This window comes from Oscillospiraceae bacterium, from assembly GCA_015068645.1.
Lineage (GTDB): Bacteria > Bacillota > Clostridia > UMGS1840 > UMGS1840 > SIG452.
This window is the reverse complement of sequence record SVKD01000009.1, coordinates 1-21,681: the sequence shown is the minus strand read 5'-3', so window position 1 is coordinate 21,681 and position 21,681 is coordinate 1. Positions and strand designations below refer to the sequence as shown.

General features: G+C 38.3%; 19 protein-coding genes. 18 read left to right on the top strand and 1 reads right to left on the bottom strand.

Going from position 1 to position 21,681, the window contains the following annotated elements:
* Positions 1-90 precede the first annotated feature (90 nt).
* The 18 genes from ahpC (at position 91) to E7413_05025 (ending at position 20,721) form a co-directional block, all read left to right on the top strand.
* Positions 91-654: a peroxiredoxin gene (gene ahpC, locus E7413_05110; protein MBE7019235.1), complete on the top strand. Its 564-nt coding sequence runs from the start codon at positions 91-93 to the stop codon at positions 652-654.
* Complete coding sequence (locus tag E7413_05105) at positions 654-2,312, top strand: FAD-dependent oxidoreductase (protein MBE7019234.1); 1,659 nt, start codon at positions 654-656, stop codon at positions 2,310-2,312. Before ahpC ends, E7413_05105 begins: the two co-directional genes overlap by 1 nt.
* Positions 2,313-2,563: 251 nt before the next feature.
* Positions 2,564-4,936 carry a DUF3089 domain-containing protein gene (locus E7413_05100; protein ID MBE7019233.1) on the top strand — a complete coding sequence of 791 codons (2,373 nt, stop codon included), beginning with the start codon at positions 2,564-2,566 and terminating at the stop codon, positions 4,934-4,936.
* 57 nt (positions 4,937-4,993) lie between these two features.
* On the top strand, positions 4,994-5,326 hold the full coding sequence (locus E7413_05095) for a hypothetical protein (GenBank protein MBE7019232.1): 333 nt from the start codon (positions 4,994-4,996) through the stop codon (positions 5,324-5,326).
* Between the two features lie 72 nt (positions 5,327-5,398).
* The gene (locus E7413_05090; GenBank protein MBE7019231.1) at positions 5,399-7,288 is read left to right on the top strand and encodes a hypothetical protein; all 1,890 of its coding nucleotides are present in this window, start codon (positions 5,399-5,401) and stop codon (positions 7,286-7,288) included.
* A 21-nt stretch (positions 7,289-7,309) separates the two neighbouring features.
* Entirely contained in the window at positions 7,310-7,579 is a 270-nt protein-coding gene (locus E7413_05085; GenBank protein MBE7019230.1) for a hypothetical protein, read from the top strand.
* A 278-nt stretch (positions 7,580-7,857) separates the two neighbouring features.
* Complete coding sequence (locus E7413_05080) at positions 7,858-9,729, top strand: hypothetical protein (protein ID MBE7019229.1); 1,872 nt, start codon at positions 7,858-7,860, stop codon at positions 9,727-9,729.
* The gene (locus tag E7413_05075) at positions 9,707-10,486 is read left to right on the top strand and encodes a response regulator (protein ID MBE7019228.1); all 780 of its coding nucleotides are present in this window, start codon (positions 9,707-9,709) and stop codon (positions 10,484-10,486) included. The genes E7413_05080 and E7413_05075 overlap by 23 nt, the downstream gene beginning before the upstream one ends.
* 116 nt (positions 10,487-10,602) lie before the next feature.
* Positions 10,603-10,917 (top strand): STAS domain-containing protein, encoded by a 315-nt coding sequence (locus E7413_05070; GenBank protein ID MBE7019227.1) that lies wholly within the window; start codon positions 10,603-10,605, stop codon positions 10,915-10,917.
* Positions 10,914-11,471: an ACP phosphodiesterase gene (locus E7413_05065; GenBank protein ID MBE7019226.1), complete on the top strand. Its 558-nt coding sequence runs from the start codon at positions 10,914-10,916 to the stop codon at positions 11,469-11,471. The genes E7413_05070 and E7413_05065 overlap by 4 nt, the downstream gene beginning before the upstream one ends.
* Before the next feature lie 47 nt (positions 11,472-11,518).
* Complete coding sequence (locus E7413_05060; protein ID MBE7019225.1) at positions 11,519-13,090, top strand: diguanylate cyclase; 1,572 nt, start codon at positions 11,519-11,521, stop codon at positions 13,088-13,090.
* A gap of 3 nt (positions 13,091-13,093) precedes the next feature.
* A complete protein-coding gene (locus tag E7413_05055; GenBank protein ID MBE7019224.1) occupies positions 13,094-14,050 on the top strand; it encodes a hypothetical protein in 957 nt (318 codons plus the stop codon).
* Positions 14,051-14,062: 12 nt separating this feature from the next.
* Positions 14,063-15,121, top strand: coding sequence for a hypothetical protein (locus tag E7413_05050; protein MBE7019223.1), 1,059 nt, complete (start codon positions 14,063-14,065; stop codon positions 15,119-15,121).
* Positions 15,121-15,651 carry a bifunctional (p)ppGpp synthetase/guanosine-3',5'-bis(diphosphate) 3'-pyrophosphohydrolase gene (locus E7413_05045; protein MBE7019222.1) on the top strand — a complete coding sequence of 177 codons (531 nt, stop codon included), beginning with the start codon at positions 15,121-15,123 and terminating at the stop codon, positions 15,649-15,651. Before E7413_05050 ends, E7413_05045 begins: the two co-directional genes overlap by 1 nt.
* Positions 15,652-15,676: 25 nt before the next feature.
* Complete coding sequence (locus tag E7413_05040) at positions 15,677-15,973, top strand: STAS domain-containing protein (GenBank protein ID MBE7019221.1); 297 nt, start codon at positions 15,677-15,679, stop codon at positions 15,971-15,973.
* A gap of 33 nt (positions 15,974-16,006) precedes the next feature.
* A complete protein-coding gene (locus E7413_05035; protein ID MBE7019220.1) occupies positions 16,007-18,814 on the top strand; it encodes a hypothetical protein in 2,808 nt (935 codons plus the stop codon).
* Positions 18,815-18,826: 12 nt separating this feature from the next.
* A complete protein-coding gene (locus E7413_05030; GenBank protein MBE7019219.1) occupies positions 18,827-19,453 on the top strand; it encodes a hypothetical protein in 627 nt (208 codons plus the stop codon).
* A gap of 875 nt (positions 19,454-20,328) precedes the next feature.
* Entirely contained in the window at positions 20,329-20,721 is a 393-nt protein-coding gene (locus E7413_05025) for a hypothetical protein (protein ID MBE7019218.1), read from the top strand.
* A 149-nt stretch (positions 20,722-20,870) separates the two neighbouring features.
* Here E7413_05025 and E7413_05020 read toward each other — a convergent pair whose 3' ends face one another.
* Positions 20,871-21,635 (bottom strand): MerR family transcriptional regulator, encoded by a 765-nt coding sequence (locus tag E7413_05020; GenBank protein ID MBE7019217.1) that lies wholly within the window; start codon positions 21,633-21,635, stop codon positions 20,871-20,873.
* Positions 21,636-21,681: the final 46 nt, after the last annotated feature.

Below are 21,681 nucleotides of genomic sequence, written 5' to 3'. Positions count from 1 at the left end.
TTCGGTTATACTTTTATATAGATTGCTATGTTATTTGGTTGGCATAGCCTTAAAAAATCCTAAAATTTAAAAATAAAGGAGAATACAATTATGTCATTGATTAACAAAGAAATTTCAGAGTTTAAAGCACAGGCGTTTTTAGGAAACGAGTTTAAAACAGTTTCCAAAGCAGATATTTTAGGGAAGTGGAGTGTATTCTTTTTCTATCCCGCGGATTTCACCTTTATTTGTCCCACAGAATTAGAAGATTTGGCAAATAAATATGAAGAGTTTAGAAATATCGGATGCGAAATATATTCTGTTTCTACCGACACCCATTTTGTTCATAAAGCATGGCACGATGCATCGGAAAGAATCAAAAAAATCAATTATCCTATGCTTGCAGACCCAACTCATGAAATTTCAAGAGATTTTGAGGTTTTAATTGAATCAGACGGTCTTGCAGAGCGTGGTACTTTTATCATCAATCCCGAAGGTAAAATTGTAGGCTATGAGGTAACCGCAGGGAATGTAGGCAGAAATGCAGAAGAACTGTTCCGTAAGGTTCAGGCGTGTCAGTTTGTTCACGCTCACGGCGATCAGGTTTGTCCTGCCAACTGGAAGCCGGGTGCTGAAACATTAAAGCCCAGTCTTGACCTTGTAGGGCAGTTATAATGAGTAGCAAGCAAAATATCAACCAGGATACTTTCTATGATGTTGTGGTAATCGGTGGCGGTCCGGCAGGACTGACCGCCGCCATTTATCTGGCTCGGGCAAGATACCGCGTGTTGGTTGTGGAAAAAGAGCAGTTTGGCGGCCAGATTACCATTACACACGAGGTGGTAAATTATCCGGGGTTAGGAAAAATCAGCGGAAAAGAGCTGACCGAGACGATGCGCCGTCAGGCAGAAAGCTTTGGAGCAGAATTTTTAATGGCAGAAGCAAAAAGTCTTAAAATGGATGATGATATAAAAACCGTTCATACCAGCCGTGGAGATTTTCAATGTTTCGGAGTTTTGCTTGCCACCGGTGCACATCCCAGAACCATCGGATTTTTGGGAGAAGAAACACACAAAGGGCGGGGTGTTGCTTATTGCGCCACTTGTGACGGAGAATTTTTCACAGAGAAAGAAGTCTTTGTAATCGGTGGTGGCTTTGCTGCAGCAGAGGAAGGTGTGTTCTTAACAAAATTTGCCCGTCATGTCACAATCCTTGTGCGGGATGACGATTTTACCTGTGCTGCAAATGTTGCAGAACCGGCAAAAAATCATGAAAAAATAACCGTTATTTATCATACTGTGGTGGAAGAAGTAAGCGGTGAAAACGGCCTTAATTATATTCGTTATAAAAATACCAAAACCGGAGATGTTACCGAATACCGAACAAAAGACGGGGATCACTTCGGCGTATTTGTGTTTGCCGGATATTCTCCTGACACAGATTTGGTGAAAGATATTGCAAAGTTAAATGAGTTCGGCTATGTTATAACGGATTCCAGTCAAAAAACGAATATAGACGGATTGTATGCAGCAGGGGATGTGTGTATCAAACCCCTTCGTCAGGTGGTTACGGCTACCGGTGACGGTGCATTGGCGGCCACAGAACTTGAAAAATATGTTGCCGAATTACAAAGAAAAACAGGGCTTCAGCCTAAACCTCCCGTTACCAGAACGACAGACTTTCACAGTGAATCTGAGACTCCCGAATCGACCGATGATTCCAATGAAACATTTACAGCAGAAATGAAAGCACAGTTAGAGGGCGTATTTTCCAAAATGGAACGCAAAGTTACCCTGAAACTGTATCTGGATCATCGTCCTGTTTCTTTGGAGCTGGAAGATTTTATCACAAAACTTTCAGACCTTACGGATAAGCTTACAGTTATGGTAGCTGATAGAGATGACCAATCAAATCTTGCTCCTTGTGTGCGAATCTTTTTGGAGGATGGTACGGATACGGGAATTGGATTCCACGGTGTTCCGGGCGGACACGAGTTCACTTCTTTTGTGCTGGGACTTTACAATGCAGCAGGTCCCGGACAGACAATCGAAGATGATGTTTTGAGAGAAATTGAAGAAATTCAAAAATGCATAGATATGAAGATTTTGGTATCGTTGTCTTGTACGATGTGTCCTGATTTGGTAATTGCCTGTCAGCGTATCGCAACAAAAAACAAAAACATCACAGCGGAAGTGTATGATCTTCAACATTTTGAAGAGTTAAAGAAAAAATATAATGTGATGAGTGTTCCTTGTCTGGTGATTAACGATAAACACGTATCTTTCGGAAAGAAGAATATCAATCAGGTTATTGAATTCATCAAGCAGGGATAACATATCACCCAAATCGGTAATTTCAGGAAATTGTCGTAATTCTTTGTAACTAAAGGAATTACGACAATTATTATTTCTGGCATTTTTTTTATTTTGTCATAGGTTTGTCATATCAAATTTGATATGATTAAGTCAAAAGATATTTACATGAAGAAAAAACAAGAAGAAAAGAACAACGGAAATGAATTGTTGATATCATAATCAAAGAAAAAATATGTTCAGGGTAATCCGGCTATTTAGGAGGTAGTTCTATGAAAACCAAAAGATTTTTAAGTTTATTGATTGCAGTTGTGCTTTGTTTGTCATCGTTTACGGCATTGGCGGCAGATGATTTAGCTGAGGAAATATTTGTGGTATCCGCACCGGAGGACGAATATGTTGATTATTCCAATATGTTTTACTGGTCGCGTTGGAATCTGGGAGAGGAAAAGGAAGCAGACCTTTTCTTTGTTTGCCCGACTGTTGATATGGGCAAAGAGGGGAATTTCAATTCTGATATAACGGATGAAAAATATCGCCAGAGCTTTGACGGCGCTATCAATATGGAGCTTGGTATTTATGAGGATGTGGCAAGAATCTATGCACCTTATTACAGACAAGCCACTTTCCCGGTTTACAGTCTCAGTGAGGAGGAACAGGAAAAGTATCTTTCCATAGCTTATGAGGATGTGAAACAGGCATTTTTATTCTATGCAGACCAAACAGATGCTTCCAGACCATTAATTCTTGCAGGATTTTCCCAGGGGGCAGATTTGATTATTCGCTTGATGAAGGATTTGTTTGACGAGCCGCAATATCAAAGACGACTTGTTGCTGCATATGCTATCGGTTGGAAACTCACAGAAGACGAAGTGGCAGAATATCCGCATCTTAAGCCTGCCAAAGGAGAAACAGATACGGGTGTTATTGTTGCATTTAACAGCGAGGATAAAGATATTACATCTTCTTTAATAATCGGTGAAGATGAAAAGACATATTCCATAAATCCCCTGAATTGGAAAACAACATCCGAAGTTGCAGACAAGACTCTTAACCAGGGCGCTTGCTTTACCGATTATTCAGGGAATATCAAAGAAGAAATTCCTAATCTTACAGGTGCATACATAGACGAAGAAAGAGGAGCGTTGAAGGTTACAGACGTAAAGCCGGAAGATTATCCCGGTAAGCTTTTTGATGACGGTATCTATCATCTTTACGACTATCAGTTTTTCTTCAGAAATCTTCAGGAAAATGTTGCGAAAAGACTTTCGGCATATAACGAGAAATATGCCGAAAGAATAGATGTTTGTTATCAAAACAAGATTGTGAACTTTGATGTGGAGCCAGTCATTGAAAACGACAGAACCTTAGTTCCCTTAAGAGCGATTTTTGAAACCATGGGCTGTGCAGTTTATTATTCCACTGATGACGGAAAACAAATTGTTTCAGCAAATAGAGCGAATGATCATTTGCAACTTACCATCGGCGAAAACAAAATGTATTTTAATGGAAAAGAAATAGCTCTCGATGTTCCTGCAAAAATTAAAGATGGCAGAACTTTAGTTCCGTTAAGAGCAATCTCTGAAGCATTTGAATGTGAGGTGCATTGGTATGGTGACACCAAAACAATTCACATTGATCCCCCGATGAATGCCTATGATGTTTCTGCAAAAAAAATTGAAGAAACCATAACCGATGAGGAAGGCAATGTTTTAATAGAAGCAGTTGCATATTATCCTGTTATAAAAAATCCCAATGACATCCCTTACCTGGATAACATCAATGCTGATTATTTGTGGGATGCTGAGAGGTTTATAGAAGAAGCAAGAGCAAAAAAAGAGGATGCACTTACGCTGAAAGAACAAATGGGCGAAGATTTTAAACCTTTTGTTTATGAACTTACTTACGAACAACCTTACAGAATTTGGGGCTATCTTTCATTTATTAATCACAAATATGTAAATATAGGTGGAGCTCATCCGTCAAAAATAATGGATTCAAGAACATACCACGTAGGCTCTGATGCGGAAATGTCAGTTTCAGAAGTTATTGAAGAAAGTATGCTTGATGCTTCTTTGTCAGACTACGTAACAAATTTATTTGTTGAGAAATTGAAAGAAATTGCTCCTGAATCTTCTGATGTTTATACATGCGATTACGTGAAAGAATATCTTGGTTATGTTCAGTTTTATCTTACCAAAAATTCCTTGGTGCTTTATTTCAATCAGGGAGAAATCGCACCATATGCACTTGGTGTAATTAGCGTGGAAATTCCGTATGCCCCGCAACTGTTCCATACAGATATGAGACATAACTACGAAGCGGAACACGTATTTGAATATGAATATGAAAAGGGTTACGAATGGCGTGTGTTTGCTTACTCTGAAGACAAACTGATGGTGACGGAAGAAAACACCGATTATCCACCGGAAGAAGTTCCCTCTGAGTATTATCCTGTGGGACTTAGCAAGGTTACCGTAAAAGGCAAAGATAAAGGTAACGGGACTTTAATTTTGGCTCACGTAACAAAGGGCGAAGGTATCGAGACTGCAACCCAAATCTATTTGTCAAATTTTTATATTGATGACGATCACATGTTAACCCTTGTTGCCGAAGAAGAAGCGATGTATTTCATTGAAAAATAAAAGGGAATTCCCATTTGTTCCCAAAAATTATTTATATGAATAGAGGATGAGAATAAGATGAAGAAGAATTTTTTATTTTCAATTCCAATGATTGCGATTGCAGTATTGCTGTTTTTACTTCGTGCCACAGGGATGATCACACATATTATCGTGTCTTTGATAGGGCTTTTACTACTGATTGCATACACCGTTGTAACCAACAAGGAATGGAGAAACCCGCCTCTTGAAATCGCGATGCGTGTGTTTTATGGAATTGCTCTCATCACAGGCGTTGTGCTGATGCATGTGCATGGTGTTGCTATTGTTTCCATCATTCATAAAGTCAGTGCAGTGTTATTTGTAATTTTCTTGGCTGATACTGAAATCCATAAAGCGATAAAAAATAAATAAGGTTTATATATCATAATAAAGGAGTGAACCATCATAAAAACAAAAAGAATTTTCAGTACTATTTTTGCAGTTGTGTTATTTTTCAACACGATTGTCAATGGTTTAGCATCGGGGGTATCTTATCTGCCCAATGTAACAAGCGAGATGTCATCACCTTCCTATTGGACACAGGAAGATGAGATACTTATGTCTTACGAAGAAATTGAAAAACTCAATGAAGAGACTCTTTTTACAAAAGGCACAAATATGTATGATTTGAAGAATCAGCCGGAAACGATAGATGGGATTGCGTTAAATGAAGCGCTCCTGAAATCGAGTCAGGCAGATGCTTCCTATTATCTTGGTTGGACGTATTTAGAATGTGAAGAAAAAGCCACTCAGGAAGATTATGATAACATGATTGCAAATACGCAAAATCCTGATGCAGAACAAGAACAAAAAGTGCTCTATGGGATTGCAACCAAAAGAACAGCACTACGCACTTTTCCGTCTGATATAGCGATTTGGGATGATCTTACTGATATCGATTTTGATTATCAGTATCTTGCCTCAGTCAGAGTCAACGAACCTGTTGTAATTACATCAAAGTCAAAAGACGGAAACTACTATCTTGCAAAGAGCATTTGTTGTTCAGGTTGGATTCCGGTAGATTCAGTTGCCATTTGTAGGGATAAAGAGGAATGGATTTCTGCATGGGATATTGAAACAGATGATGTTCTTGTTGTATGGGGTGATAAGGTGTATACCGAAACTTCCATAGATGGTGCAAGTACATCGGATCTAATGTTGACAATGGGAACGGTTTTAGAGCTTGCGAAGGATGTAAAGCCTACCGAGATTATCGATAACCGTTCGGCATACCACAACTATGTTGTTTGGATTCCTGTAAGAAATGATGACGGAACATATTCTAAAAAGCTGACCCTTATTTCGGAACATAAAAAAGTACATGTCGGATTTTTACCATTGACCAAAACAAACATTTCAAAAGTTGTATTCTCGGCTCTCGGAAATATTTACGGTTGGGGTGGAAGTCTTAATTCCGATGATTGTTCCGGATATATGAGAAATGTGTATAAATGCTTTGGTATGGAGCTTGCGAGGAATACCACCTGGCAATCAGCAATGCCTATGGCGAAGGTTGATATGCAGTATATGTCCAAAGAAGAAAGTATGAAATTTCTTGATGCTCTTCCGTTTGGAAGCATTCTCTATTTTAACGGTCACGAAATGATGTATCTTGGCAGTCGAAACGGAAATTATTATGTTATCAGTGCTGTTGGGACCATCATGCAGCCTGAAAATCCGTCAGTTCGTCAGCGTGTCCGTTCTTGTGTTGTGAACACATTGGAACTGAAAAGAAGTAACGGGAAAACCTGGATGGAGGAACTGACAGTAGCGCTTGTTCCGTACTACAGTTTTAACAATAATCCCTTGCCCGAATACGAATGGTATCACAACGGGGTGGCATATTGTTTGAAGAACAAACTGATGCAAGGAGACGAAAACAAGTATTTTCATCCCGGTAAAAATATTACCTGGGCAGAATTTTTGCAGATTCTTTATAACATGGAAGAAACAAAACCTGTCATCGAAACCGAAGAAGATACACCTTGGTATGCAGAAGCGATAGCTTGGGCAAAAGAAAATAATTTGGTTCATGAAAATGATAAGGACTTTCATCCTGATTCATCCCTTACCCGTGAACAGTTTGCATCTGTTTTGCATTTATATGCAAAATTTCAGGAATACGATGTAAGCATAGGGGAAAATACCAATATTCTTTCCTATGATGATGCTTTTGATATTTCCGAATATGCGATTCCTGCTATGCAGTATGTTGCCGGTGCAGGGATTATTACGGGGAAAACAATCAGCACATTAAATCCGAAAGATAATGTAACAAGAGCAGAAATTGCTGTCATTCTTGAAAGATTTATTGAAAAAGTAAAGATAAAGTGATAGAATAGAAAGAGGAGTTAAATGATGAATGATAAATGGGGAGACAAAACAACCTTAGAAAAAGTTGCAACTATTATTTCCGGTGTTGCATTGCTTGTATGGTTAGTCCTGGAAATGTTGGGAAGAAAAAATAATGCGCCATATACAGAATTAGGCGGTTGTATTGCTTTATGTGTTATCTGCGTATGTGAGGCGATTTCCTTTTGGAGAGTGAAACGCTCTTTATCTTACGTTGGGATTGCCGGCGTTGTGATAATGCTGACGGCTTTGATTTTATTAGCTTTATTATAATATACAGTCTTAAAATTGAGACTATCTGCAGAGAGTAATCAACAAAAGGTGGCTTTATCGAATTACGACAAAATTTTATGGAATGGAATTCGGCGGAAGATTCCTAAAATATTCAACACGGATCAAGAACAGGTCGGTTTTCACCTTAAGAAATGATGGTTGCTCTCAATGTAGCATTTTCTTTCTGTATGTGTCAATGAACGATGTTACAAAATATCCTTGCCTGTATCTGAAATTTGCACAAATTCTGCAATGAACACAGAAAATACTTGTGGAGAATGATTGTTATGAAATCTATGAAAAAAAACTTAAATAAGAAATTTTTTATTGGGATATGTATATCTTTGCTGGTTATTGTTCTTTGCACCTTTGTTTATACAGGAAGAGATTATGGAAATCAGGCAATGAATGCCTTGTATCTTTCCGCAAAGTTTGTCGGGGAATATCAGGTGGCAGACGGCGAGTGGCAAACATATGTCAAAGGTGAACATATTCCCGCAGACAAAGGTGATGTAACCCTGAAAGGAAATTTTCAGTTATTTGTTCCCACTACGGGAGAGATTGTAGGAAATGCACCCGAAGGCACAATCCTTGCATTTTATTTTAATCATATTGGTGGTGAAGTATCCGAAGATGGAGAAGAATTTCACCCATTTGATGCGGAGCTGGATATTGCCGGTGAGGATATGTGTGGCGAAATGTATATCGGCTATGAATGTCAAGGTGCAAATGAAATTGTGATCAAACTGAAAAATCCGCATCAATTCGGCAATTCAGGAGCAGTTGATGATTTTCTGAACCATTTAAGTACCTATGGCGGAACAGATTTTGAAAGAGATATGTTGAATAAAGGAAGTGCACACAGGGTTTTTGGGATTGCCCTGATCTTGTTTGCATTTATGATTATGGGTACAGCTATATTCTCGATGTTGATTCATATGAAAGGAAATGGAAAACTATGGTTGATTGGCATTGCTATCTTCTGTTCGGGGATTTATTTCTTATTTAAAGCACACGGAGTGATATTCTTTAGCGAAATCATTAAATTTAATACAAGAATGCAGATTGGTTCAATCATGATTTATATGCTGATGCTGACGGGCTTTATAGTTTTTCAGCTGAAAAATAAGGCAAAAAAAGTTGGGATATGGCTTGCTGTTTTGGATTTGTTTTTCATTTGTGCATGTATGTTGGCACCAACGATTACTCATGTGAGATTTTATGATACCTTGCCAGTATGGTCAGCACTTCAAAGTGCGATTTGCCTTGTAATGATAGTGCTTCTTGCTCTTTGTTTTTCAAAAGCAGATAAAAACAAAACGATATTCAATGCGTTCGTGATGCTTCCGATGATTGCATTTATCCTGGATAGTTTGGGGACAAGCTTTGGCTTGTGGCAAGGTGGCATTGTTTCGGAAGGTATTTTTGTTTTAATCTTTGTTGCAACGCTTATCTTGCTTTTGAAGGTTGTTCCTCAAAGTTTCAATGCAGCTATACGAGCGAGAGAGCTTGAAACGGAAAAAATGATTTTAAAGGCAGAGCTTGCAGAAAGTCGAATATCCCTTCTGATCAGCCAGATTCAGCCTCATTTTATCTATAATACCTTGGGAACGATTGAACAGCTTTGTATCACAGAACCGGAAGCTGCTTCAAAATTGGTTCGTAACTTTAGCTTGTATTTAAGAGGAAACTTCAGTGAACTGGATAATGTAAAACCGATTACATTTTCGCAGGAAATGAATCACGTCAAGCACTATACCGATATTGAACAGATTCGTTTCCCTGATATGACAATCCAATACGACCTTCGTTCTGTGGAGTTTCTTCTGCCTGCACTTTCCGTTCAGCCCCTTGTCGAAAACGCTATCAAGCACGGTCTTATGGGGCTTGAAGAAGGCGGAATTGTTACAATATCTGCTTATGAAACCAAAGAGTCTTATGTGGTAGAGGTAACCGACGACGGTGTGGGCTTTGATATCAATGCAGGATATGATGAAACCAAGCATGTCGGAATCAAAAACATACGGGGCCGAATTGAGGCGATGTGTAACGGTACACTGACCATAGAAAGCAAAATCGGAAGTGGAACGAAGGCAACTATAAGAATACCAAAGGAGGGGACAGGAAATGATTGCAATCACAGTGGATGATGAAAGGCCTATGCTGAATGCTCTGACCAATATTGTGAAAGCTTCGCCTGATATCGAAGCGGTTTACGACTTTTCTGTTTGTTCAGCTGCTCTTGAGTGGATTGCTCAAAATAGTGCGGATATCGCTTTTCTTGATATCAATATGCGTGGTATGGGTGGACTTGCCCTGGCTGAAAAGATTTCCCAAATTCAGCCGGAATGCAAAATTGTTTTCTGTACGGGGTATGAGGAGTATGCACTCAATGCCATTCGGCTCAGATGTAGCGGATATCTGATGAAACCAATCACTCCGGAGGATGTTCAGAAAGAAATTGACCATATTAAGAGTAAAAATCCGAATGTTTCATTGCTTGATGTGAAATGCTTCGGAAACTTTGAGGTTTTAAAAAATGGAGAGGCGCTTGCCTTTAAGCGTACCAAAGCAAAGGAGCTTTTTGCGGTGCTTGTTGACAGAAACGGTGCAGGCATGACGGGAAAGCAAATATGTGCCGTTATATGGCCCGAAAATACAGATGATGTTAAAAATATGGATTATTTAAGACATCTTGTGGGAGATTTAAAAAAAGCACTGGCCAATGTGGGGGCGGAAAAGGTGTTTTGCCAGGAAGGGTACCATTACAGAATAGATCCCTCGAGAATCAACTGTGACTATCACAAGTTTTTACAAACCGGAAAGCCTCCGTTTCATGGAGAGTATATGACCCAGTACTCCTGGGCTGAAGACACACTCGCATTGCTGCTTGGAAGAAATTCATAAATTTGTTTACGGTCGGAAGATTCCGACCGTATTTTTTTTACTCGAATTTTAATTTGTCATAGGTTTGTCATAGTGAATGTGATATTTTATGTATGTAATTATTCTTTGAAAGGAGAATGTTTATGACAATCAATGTAGAAAGAGACTTTGAACTTGTGACTCTTGCAATAACGGGGAGATTGGACACAACAACTGCACCAAATTTAGCAACCGTAATCAGTGAGTTGTCCGAAGATACAAAAGAACTTATTTTTGATATGTCCGGGGTCGAATACATTTCTTCGGCGGGCATCAGAGTTTTGCTTGGAGCGTATAAAAAAATGAATTCCAATCAGGGAACAATGCGAATTGAAAAAGTTAACGATATGGTTTATGAGGTTTTCGAAATGACGGGCCTTTTAGAAATGTTAGAATCGGAGAAATCTATATGAAAAATAAAATTTTGTTGATCAATGCTTGTGTTCGCCCTCAGTCAAGAACAACAGAACTTTCTTGGCATTTGCTCAATAGATTGGATGGAGAAATAACCGAAGTTAATTTATACAAAGAGGGCCTGTTACCTCTTTGTAATAAGGGGATCGAAAAAAGAGCACTGCATGATTTTTCCGGTGAGGAATTTGAATATGCCAAACAGTTCTCGACAGCTGACATTATTGTAATTGCTGCACCGTTTTGGGATTTATCATTTCCCTCCGTGTTAAAAATTTATTTGGAAAACATCACGGTTTCAGGAATTACTTTTGAATATTCAGAAGAGGGACGTCCTGTTGGCAAATGTAAGGCAAAAAAGTTGTATTATATCACTACCGCCGGTGGATATATCAGTCATAACAATTTTGGATTTGATTATGTAAAAGCACTTGCTCAAAATTTCTATGGGATTGATGATGTGTGTTTTTGCGCGGCAGAAGGTCTGGACATTTTTGGCGCAGATGTAACATCTATTATGGAAGAAGCCAAAAAGCGTATTTCAAATTTGTCATAGGTTTGTCATAGCTGATTTTATACAATAGCCGGAAAGGATGATATAAAATGAAAATACACTCAATGCAGTCTAAAATTTTAATAACACTTATATCTGCTATGCTGGCTATTACAGTGTTCATAGGGGGATTAAGTATATATGAGGTCGACCAGTTTGTGCAGCACCAGACAGAGGATTATATAAATGTCACCTGTGAAAAAGAAGCTTCTCAAATCAACGACATTTTCGGCGATATGGAAAAGTCGGTACATATTATGGAAAGCTATGTGCTCGATTTTATCAACAGTAAAGCTGATATTGAGGATACCAAAAGACAGGCCGATATTTTAGAACGAGCTGATGAGATGTTTATTGATGTAGCAAGCAATACTGACGGTGCGATGGCGTACTATTTCAGATTTGCACCCGAGCTTTCACATAACACATTCGGACTTTTTTACAGTAAGGTGAAAAGAACGGATGAATTTGTTCGTTTTGAGCCTACTGATATATCTCTTTATGATAAATCTGATACTGAACACGTGGGCTGGTATTGGCAACCGCTTGAAGCAGGAAAACCCGTCTGGATGTTGCCATACAACAACAAAAACATCGATATCATGATGATTTCGTATGTAGTGCCTCTTTATTATGATAACGAATTTATCGGTATTGTTGGTATGGACTTTGACTATAGCGTTTTGACCGATAAGGTTCACCATATAAAAATTTATGAAAACGGATTTGCACATCTCGAGTTTGAAGGTGCAGACATCTATAATTCAGAGCACGCCGAAGACGCAAAGCTTCATGAGCATCCGGAAGAATATCTCAGTGTATCCGAAGAATTAAGGAATGGAATGACGCTGATCATTTCTGCAAGCTACAATGATATCAGACAGATACGATATGACATAGCTCTTAAGATACTACTTGTTGTGCTTTTGCTTGCCGTGTTGTTTTCTTGCATCGCAATTTTTATCGTTAAAAAAATTGTGCATCCCTTAAAGAAACTAACTGATGCATCGGTGAAACTTTCCAATCAGGAGTATGATGTTGAAATCATACAGAGCGATACGTATGAAATTAATCTCTTAAGCATTGCATTTGAGAATATGGCGTTGCAGCTGAAGGAGCACGAGAAACTGCAGCATCTTTTAGCCTATCGTGATTCACTTACCGGGCTTAGAAACACGAATTCCTATTGGGCGTGGATTACTGATTTTGATAAAGAAATTGAAAGCAAAGAAATCGTTTTTGGTGTTATCGTTTTTGATATTAATTATCTGAAAGAAACAAATGACAGATACGGTCATGATGTAGGTAATAAGCTTATTGTGAGTGCGGCAAGGGTTATATCAGATATATTCAAAAGAAGTCCTGTTTTCAGAATCGGCGGAGATGAATTTTTAGTGATTCTGCAAAACAGAGACCTTGATGATGTAGAGGAACTTCTTAAAATTTTCGATGAAGAGTGTCTTAGCAAGTCGGTGGATACAGATAAAGAGTCAATTCCGGTAAGCATTGCAAAAGGCTTTGCAAGATATGATTTCGGAAAGGACACAAATTTTATGGATGTATTTAACAGAGCGGACGATGCTATGTATGAGAATAAACGAAAAATTAAGGGGTTGAAATAAAGCGTGGGTAACAGAAAAAGAAAATTTGCTGATGATGGCTGGGCATTATGGATTGATGGTGATGACAGAAGCACAATCTACTTAAATGAATGGATCAACCCAAAAGGCAGAAGTTATGTTGATATCAGTGTGCGTGTATATGGAGCAAAAGAAACAAAAACGGTCAACATTTTTGTTCCCTTTGCGATAGAAAGCTGCGAAATCGTTGATTTATCGTATATGCTGGCGGATAGCTCCGCATTAAGAGCCCTTTTTAATACCAATGGTAAGGTGGATTCTCAAAAAACAAAATACACATCAGAATTGCGGTATGACAACAGAACGGTAAGCCTTATCAATCTTACAAATGAAGGTATGGAGGTAAAAAAGGTTTCATACGGAACGGTTATTACTGCAAATTTTGAATTTATAAAGGATTATATCACATCTGACGAAGCATACCTGATATTCAGAATACCTCATAAAACCTTGGATAAGGTTTTTGCATCGAAAGTCGATGTTGGTAGTATGTTTGAAAGGATTAATTCGTTGATTCAAAGCCCTATTATTTCCGAAAAATACGGCTATTCCATCAGAATCAATGAGGCGCGGCTTCTGCCACCTGAAATTAACGAAATTAAAGACCTGCACGAACAGCGGATCAGAAAGGCACTGGTCACCATTTCTATCGGCGACGAATATGAAATGAATGATTCCACTTGTTACCGTATCAGACGTCTTGAAGCAGAGTTGAACCGCAATTATGCGCCGGAAGGATATGACTGTTCCTCTGCAATTACCTATCAGTGGGTAGAAGAACGGGATTCCAATATGAAGGCGCACTACAATTTCTATTTTACTATGGAACATAACGAAATCAGCAAATTCAGTATGTTTATTTATCTGTTTATGGTTCTTTTGATTGGAGCCTTAGGCGGTGCAATATATGATTTATTTAAGCTCATGTTTGGGTTTATGTAAGGAGGAGATATTTTGAATTTAAAATGCAGACTTATTTTAGAGGATTACAGAAAACAAAGGGACGATTTTGTAACCTTAGGCGACACGGTACATACCATGCTCTCCGACATCGTAAAGGATTTGGGACTTACTGTTTTAGCTGTTGAGCATCGTGTGAAAGAAGAAAAAAGCCTGGCAGGGAAGTTGGAGAGAAAAGGGGACGGCTACAACACCTTAGAAGATATTACCGATATTTTAGGTTGTCGTGTGGTTTGTTTCCTTTCTGATGAAATTGACCAAATCGGGCAGAAGATTGAAGAGAATTTTGTGATAGACTGGGAAAATTCATCTGACAAAAGAGCACTCATCAAAGAAGATGCCTTTGGATATTTATCCCTGCATTACATCTGTTCACTTCCTTTTGGTGATAAGTGGCCTGATGCTATTTGCGGCAAAAAATTTGAAGTGCAAATCAGAACCATTCTGCAACACGCCTGGTCAGCTATTCATCATGATATTGGCTACAAGAGCGATTTTGGTGTTCCCAGAGAGATTAACCGACAATTTGCACGGCTTGCAGGTCTTTTGGAACTGGCAGATGATGAGTTTGTGCGTGCCCGTGATAATATGGTGGATTATACGGAAGATATCCGGCAGCGTATTATTACCGACGATGCAGATGATGTTGCCATCAATATGATTTCTTTGAACGAGTATGTTCTCAATAATCGAAAAATGCAAAGTATTATTCGTGAAATTGCGGATATTGCTGGTGCGGAAATCAGAGAGATTGACCCGGAAAGCTATATTCCTCAGCTTGCGTTTTTAGGCATCACAAAGCTTGGTGATATTGAGAAGATGATTCAAGAAAATTATGATCTTGCAATGAAGCTGGCTAAAAAAGCATTATCTGCGGCAGGGCTTGATATTGTTTCCTCAAGTGTTGCACTACGTTTCTTGTGCCGTGCAGAATTACTTAATAAAAACTACGATTTTGATACCATTGCAGCGTTTTTAAAAATCTCTTTGGGAACCAAAGAGAAGGCTGAAAGACAGGCAAAACACCTTCTTAAGCAAAAGGAGGGGTGTTGATGACAGAACGCATGCAACGTGCTTTGGCATTTGCAACAAAAAAGCATCAAGGGCAAAAGCGTATCGGCGGTGATGATTATATCACCCATCCGATAGCAGTTTCAGAGATTGTAAAAAGTCAGGGATTTGACGAAAATTATCAGATTGCGGCACTCTTTCACGATTTATTGGAGGATACCGATGCAACCGAAGAAGACGTTTTAACATATGCAAATCAAGAAATTCTTGAAGCTGTAAAACTTTTGACAAAAGAACATGGGTACAATATGGCAGAATATGTGGGTGCCATTAAGCAAAATTCCATTGCTTATGCAGTTAAGGCGGCAGACAGATTGCACAATTTACAATGTGCACTGATCACAAGTGAGGAGTTCAAGCGGAAATATATCTTGGAAACTCTCGACTGGTACATGGATTTTTCACCCGAAATCCGAAAAGCTGTCAAAAATTTGGCACAGAGCTTGGAAACTCCCATGGCGGAATTATCATTCCTCTACGAGCCAATAGAATCGTGGAAACAAAAAAATTAAATTTATATAAAAGGAGATTATTACAATGACGATTGAAAAGAAAATTAATGGGGAAGCAGTAACGCTGACCGTATCCGGACGACTGGATACCCAAACAGCACCGGAGCTTGAAAATGAACTTGACAGCGTTCTTGCAGGGCTTAAGGAACTTACCTTTGATTTTGCAAATCTTGAGTATGTTTCATCCGCAGGACTTCGAGTAATCTTAAAGGCTCAAAAAGCAATGAACGCACAGGGCAGTATGAAGCTTACCGGTGTGAATGACAGCATTATGGAAGTTTTTGATATTACAGGTTTTTTGGATATTCTGACCATCGAATAAGAGCGAAGAAAAATCTGATAAGGAGATGAAAATATGGCACCACATTTAATTATGTCTGCATCATATAATGCACTTCTCGCCATTTTTCTCTACATACTTGACAAAAAAACAGCGTTTTCTAAAACGTCTCATAAAGTTAAGCAATTGATTATCGGGGTGCTTTTCGGTCTTATGGCGATTTTTGCGACAACCACCTTCGGCGGGTTTGATGTGGGTGACGGAACTATCATGAATGTGAGAGATGCCGCACCTCTTTGTGCAGGTCTTATCTTTGGTGCTCCTGCAGGCATCATAGCAGGACTGATAGGAGGTATTTATCGCTTTGTTGCCGTGTATTTCGGGCTTGCCGGAACATATACGCAGATTGCCTGCTCAGTATCAACCATTCTTGCGGGTTTTATTGCAGCAATCCTAAGAACATATATGTTTGACGATAAGAAGCCAACCTGGCTGTATGGTATGGGTATTGGTATGGTTACAGAAGTGCTTCATATGCTGATGATATTCTTTACCAATATGGATGATGCGGTCAACGCATTTGAATTTGTAAAAATATGCACATTACCTATGGTAATCGGTAATGGATTGGCTGTTGGGATTGCGGTTTTGGTAGTATCTTTAATTGGCAGAGAAAAGTCTGACTCGAAAAAAGAACAAAAACAGATTTCACAGACTTTCCAAAGCTGGCTTTTAATTTGTATTATCATTGCTTTTGTTGCCACAAGCTCATTTTCTTCTGTATTGCAAACAGGCATGAGTGAGGTCCAAACCAATAAAACCATCGAAATGAGCCTATCAGATGTTTATCAGGACATCTTGGATGAATCCAATAACAATCTTTTAAAAAAGACCGAAAACATCAAGGAAGAATACTTAATGGGAGCAACCCTTTCATCTCTTGCCGAAAAATATAATGTCATTGAAGTCAACATCATTGATGAGAACGGATATATTTGTGATTCCAATGTACAAGAGTATATCGGCTATGATATGACAAGCGGAGAGCAGTCAAATGAATTTGTAACTGCACTTTTAAAGGGGAAAGAGTCCCAGTATATTCAGGATTACAGACCTACCTCTTATGATGATGTTACTTTTAGAAAATATGGAGCAATCGCACTTTCAGAGGGTGGATTTATTCAGGTTGGATACGACAGCACCCAGTTTCGGGCAGACATAGACAAGTATGTGAAAACAGTATCAAAAAACCGTCATGTAGGAAATTCCGGATTTGTTGCAATATGTGATGAAAATTTTAATCTTGTAACATACAGAAACGATTTTGAAGGCGCAGGGCTTCAGAAAATCGGTATCACATTTGATCCTGAAACTACTACACAAGGCGAAATTTTTGAGTCAATGGTCTACGACAAAGAATACCTTTGCGCATACCGTTTTGTAGAAGGATACTATATTGTCGGTGCTATGCCAAAGTATGAAGCTATGTTTATGAAAGAGGTTTCAGTGTATGTCAATACATTTATGGAAATCCTCATATTCGCTGCTTTATTTGTTTTGATTTATTTCCTGATCAAGAGAATTATCATTGATAACTTAAGGAAAATAAACAAAGATCTTGCCGAGATTACAAGCGGAAACCTGAATGTTACGGTGAATGTTCGTTCCAATGAGGAATTTGCATCCCTCTCTGATGATATCAATCAGACAGTTGGTACGCTGAAACGCTATATCAAAGAGGCGGCAGCAAGAATTGATAAAGAACTGGAATTTGCAAAACAGATCCAGTATTCTTCGCTACCTACAGTTTTCCCGAAAAATAATGCGTTTAAGCTATATGCCGAAATGATCACTGCAAAGGAAGTTGGCGGCGATTTTTACGACTTTTATATGCTTAGTGATTCCACCATTGCTTTTTTGGTTGCGGATGTATCCGGGAAGGGGATTCCTGCAGCGATGTTTATGATGAGAGCAAAAACAGTGATCAGAGATTTGGCAGAGCAGGGACTTGAGCCGGACGAAATATTTACCATTGCAAACGAAAAGCTTTGCGAAAATAACGATGCAGGAATGTTTGTCACGGCATGGCTCGGTATTTTAGATACGAAGACAGGACTTATGAAGTTTGCCAATGCTGGACATAACCCACCACTTTTTAAAAGAGGTGGTGAGGAGTTTTCATATTTGAAAGCACGAAGCGGTATGCTTTTGGCAGGAATGGAAGGCATCCGTTACCGCAAAAACGAATTGCAGCTTGCTCCGGGTGATAAGCTTTATTTGTACACAGACGGTGTCACCGAAGCAACCAACAACAGCACCGAGCTTTACGGCGAACAAAGACTTTTAGATTTTGTAAATTCTTTGGAAAATACAGAACCCAATAGGCTTTGTAAACTCATTAAAGAGGATGTTGATCAATTTGTGGGGACGGCTCCGCAGTTTGACGATATTACCATGCTTGCTCTCGATTTTGATGCAATACTTGGTGACGAAAGTATTTCGGTTATACCGGATAGCAATTCTCACGTAGTTGTAGGTGCATTTGCAGACTCACTTTCCAAAAAGATTGAAATTGTACCGAAAATTGCAAATAAAATTAATATTGTGTTTGATGAAGTTTATGCAAACATAGTCAATTACAGTAAGGCAACTCTGGCAACAGTTTGCTACAGTATCGAAAGTGGAAAACTCCGCATTTCGTTTATTGATAATGGTATTCCATACAACCCTCTAGAGGCAACTGAACCTGATACAACTCTTTCTGCAGAAAAAAGAGCAATCGGCGGTCTCGGAATTTTTATGGTTAAGAAAATGACGGAAAGTATGGAATATGAATATGAAAATGGTAATAACATACTTACTCTTGCCATTTCATTAAGTTAGGAGGAAAATCAATTGAAATCAAATATTTGTAAATTAAATGAAGATTTAACCTGCCTTGAGGCAGTTCTTGCAGAGGTAGAAAAAGTAACAAAATACAATGCTCTTGAAGGTAAAAAAGCATTAAGGCTTCGCCTTTTGACAGAAGAACTTTGCGGAATGCTTCCCGGACTTACCCAAAACTTCGATGGTGAGTTCTGGACAGAAAATGACGGAAATCATTATGAACTGCATGTAAAACTCCAGGCAGAGGATATGAATCTGGCCTTAAGAGAGGAGTTGCTGGCTGTTTCAAAGTCCAAAAAAAATGCTGCGGCAAAAGGTGTTATGGGAAAAATCAGAGCAGTTGCAGAAACAATGCTTCTTGCAGCTTCAGATCCGGCTCTTCAAGCACTTCCTGTTGGAGATTTGTATGATTATCATGGCTATAATATGGGATTTGGTTATATTGATCCGACCATTGCCTATGAAACAGACTTTGCATACTCATGGTCACTGTTTGCTTATAAAAAAGCAGTGGAAGAGAAGGCAGAAGATGCATTTGCAGAACTGGAACGTTCCATCGTTGCAAAACTTGCTGACGATATTATTGTGGGTGTTCGCGGTAAAAATGTTGAAATTATAGTTACTTGGAACGTATAATGAATGATTCTATACCGTACAGTTTTTATATAGTAGAAATATTTATGAAAAATAAGGTGAAGAGATGATAATTTATTAAATGAAAAGATATATCTTGTTTTATTGAATTACATTTGCAGAATTATTTTATCATGAACAAAGAGACTGACATCCGTCAGTCTCTTTGTTTTCTGGTTATTTACCGCAGCCGCAATCATTCATATAAAGCTGTTTTTATTCACATTTACCGCTTTGAATCCGGTTTAATACCTCACCAAAATCAGTAATTTAAGGAAAGTGTCTAAAGTCGTTGAAAATCAACGGTTTTGGACACTTTTTGTTTTGTTGCTGATTATCAACTACTTATCGCAACCGCAGTCGTTCATATAAAACTTCTTCGGTTCGCATTCACCCGACTGGATCCGGTTTAACACCTCACCGAAATTAGTAATTTAAGGAAAGTGTGTAAAACCGTGCAATACCAACATTTTGATTACTTTTACATTTTTGATAATTTGATTGAAGATAACAATACCTATTCTGCCGGAAGGGTTTGCAAAGATTTTTATGATTTGAAATTTGTTAAAGATTTTCAATATAGAGTCTTTATTGTTCACTTAGTAAAGTGTATAGATACTGATGTAATCAATTTTTTTGATTTCTGTGGAGAATCTATACATTTTCAAACAAGCACCGGTCAAAGTACAGGGATTATAATTTGCTTCTGCCATGACAAAACAAGATGCTCGTCTGAGTCAGCGTTTTTTACTTTTTTATTGTGGTAAATAACAATAAGTTTTGGCGGTTGGGACATTTTTTTGTGAAACATAAGCTAAAAATTGTGCTTATTTAACTAAAAAATATGTATTTTTTTAAAAATAAGAAATGATACAATTATGATGTTATACAACGCTTTATTCATTGACTCTATGGGAGCTGTATTTACCGGTGCAGGCCAGGAATTTTCTGTTGCGAAAGGACACACCCTGCTGTCTGCTACTTTTAACTTAGAAAAAATTGAAGATGTTGTGACTGCCAACAGCATTACAAATTTGGATTTCGGTTATGAATTAGCGGAAGGAAAAGTTATGATAGGCGGCGTTATCTATGATGTTGGTCAGACCGATGCGGAAGACCTCTTAGGTTATAAGGCGAGAGCTTATTATGACAGAGATACTAAAACCTTAATTTCTGTTGATTCTTCTGTACATACTACTGAATTCAAGCTTAGTGTTGAAAATTTACGTTACAATTCTTTGGCTTATATTTACGAAGTACCTCAATTGTAAACTTAAATGCAATACTTGTTTGTTTGATTTATATTTTTAAGTGTATAAATTATAGATACAGGCAGGTGTTGCATTTTGTTTTGCAAAGAAATTATTGAGTAAAAATTAAAGCCTCCAAGGAGAGTGAATCCTTAGAGGCTCATTCTTTTTTATTCAATTATCGCAATAATCTGTGTGATGAACTTGCTTTTATCTTTATGTTGTGGTGGTCCTTCAAGATAGATATGTCTGCATTTGCCGGATAAGGTAATGCCGTTTTCTTTTGCGTATTCAAAAAGTTTCTTGCGGGTGTCGAGTATGTCCTCGTATGCACCGTGATGATATACAGAAAGAGCACGGACATCGGGAATAGCCTCAACATATTCTCCTTTACTTCCGGCAGGGATTGCTACACAATAGGATATTTCATCAGGAACCTTAACAGAATACTCAATATAATATAAACGCCTTGTTGTATCTGTTTCGTATGCCTTGAAAGCTTCAAGTGCCGTATCGCGGAGAAGATTTGTTTTATCCTTGATTGAAGAAGAATTATATGTACGGGAATAAATTGTTTGTGCAGGAATGGTAATCTCTTCGATTGCGGCATTGACTTTTTTTGTTCGCTCCTTCAGTTTCTCTATGGTGAGATTAAGTTCATCCCTCATTTTTTCAAGACGGTGTATCATCGGTTCTAAATCTGATTTACCACCAAAGTATTCACGGATTTCATCAAGGGTAAGCCCTAAGTTCTGAAACACCCGGATAGTACGAACCTGAGTAAAGGTATCAATACTGTAATATCTGTTTCCAGTGGTTCCGTCTTTTTTATCAGGAGTAATGAGACCTTTTGCTTCATAGTTCAATATAATTTTTCTTGTGATTCCAATGGCTTTTGCTATCTCGCCGATGGAAAATAAATTGTTATTATCCATAAAATAATCCTCGTTTTTTGTATAAAATAAATATTTTTGAAAAAAT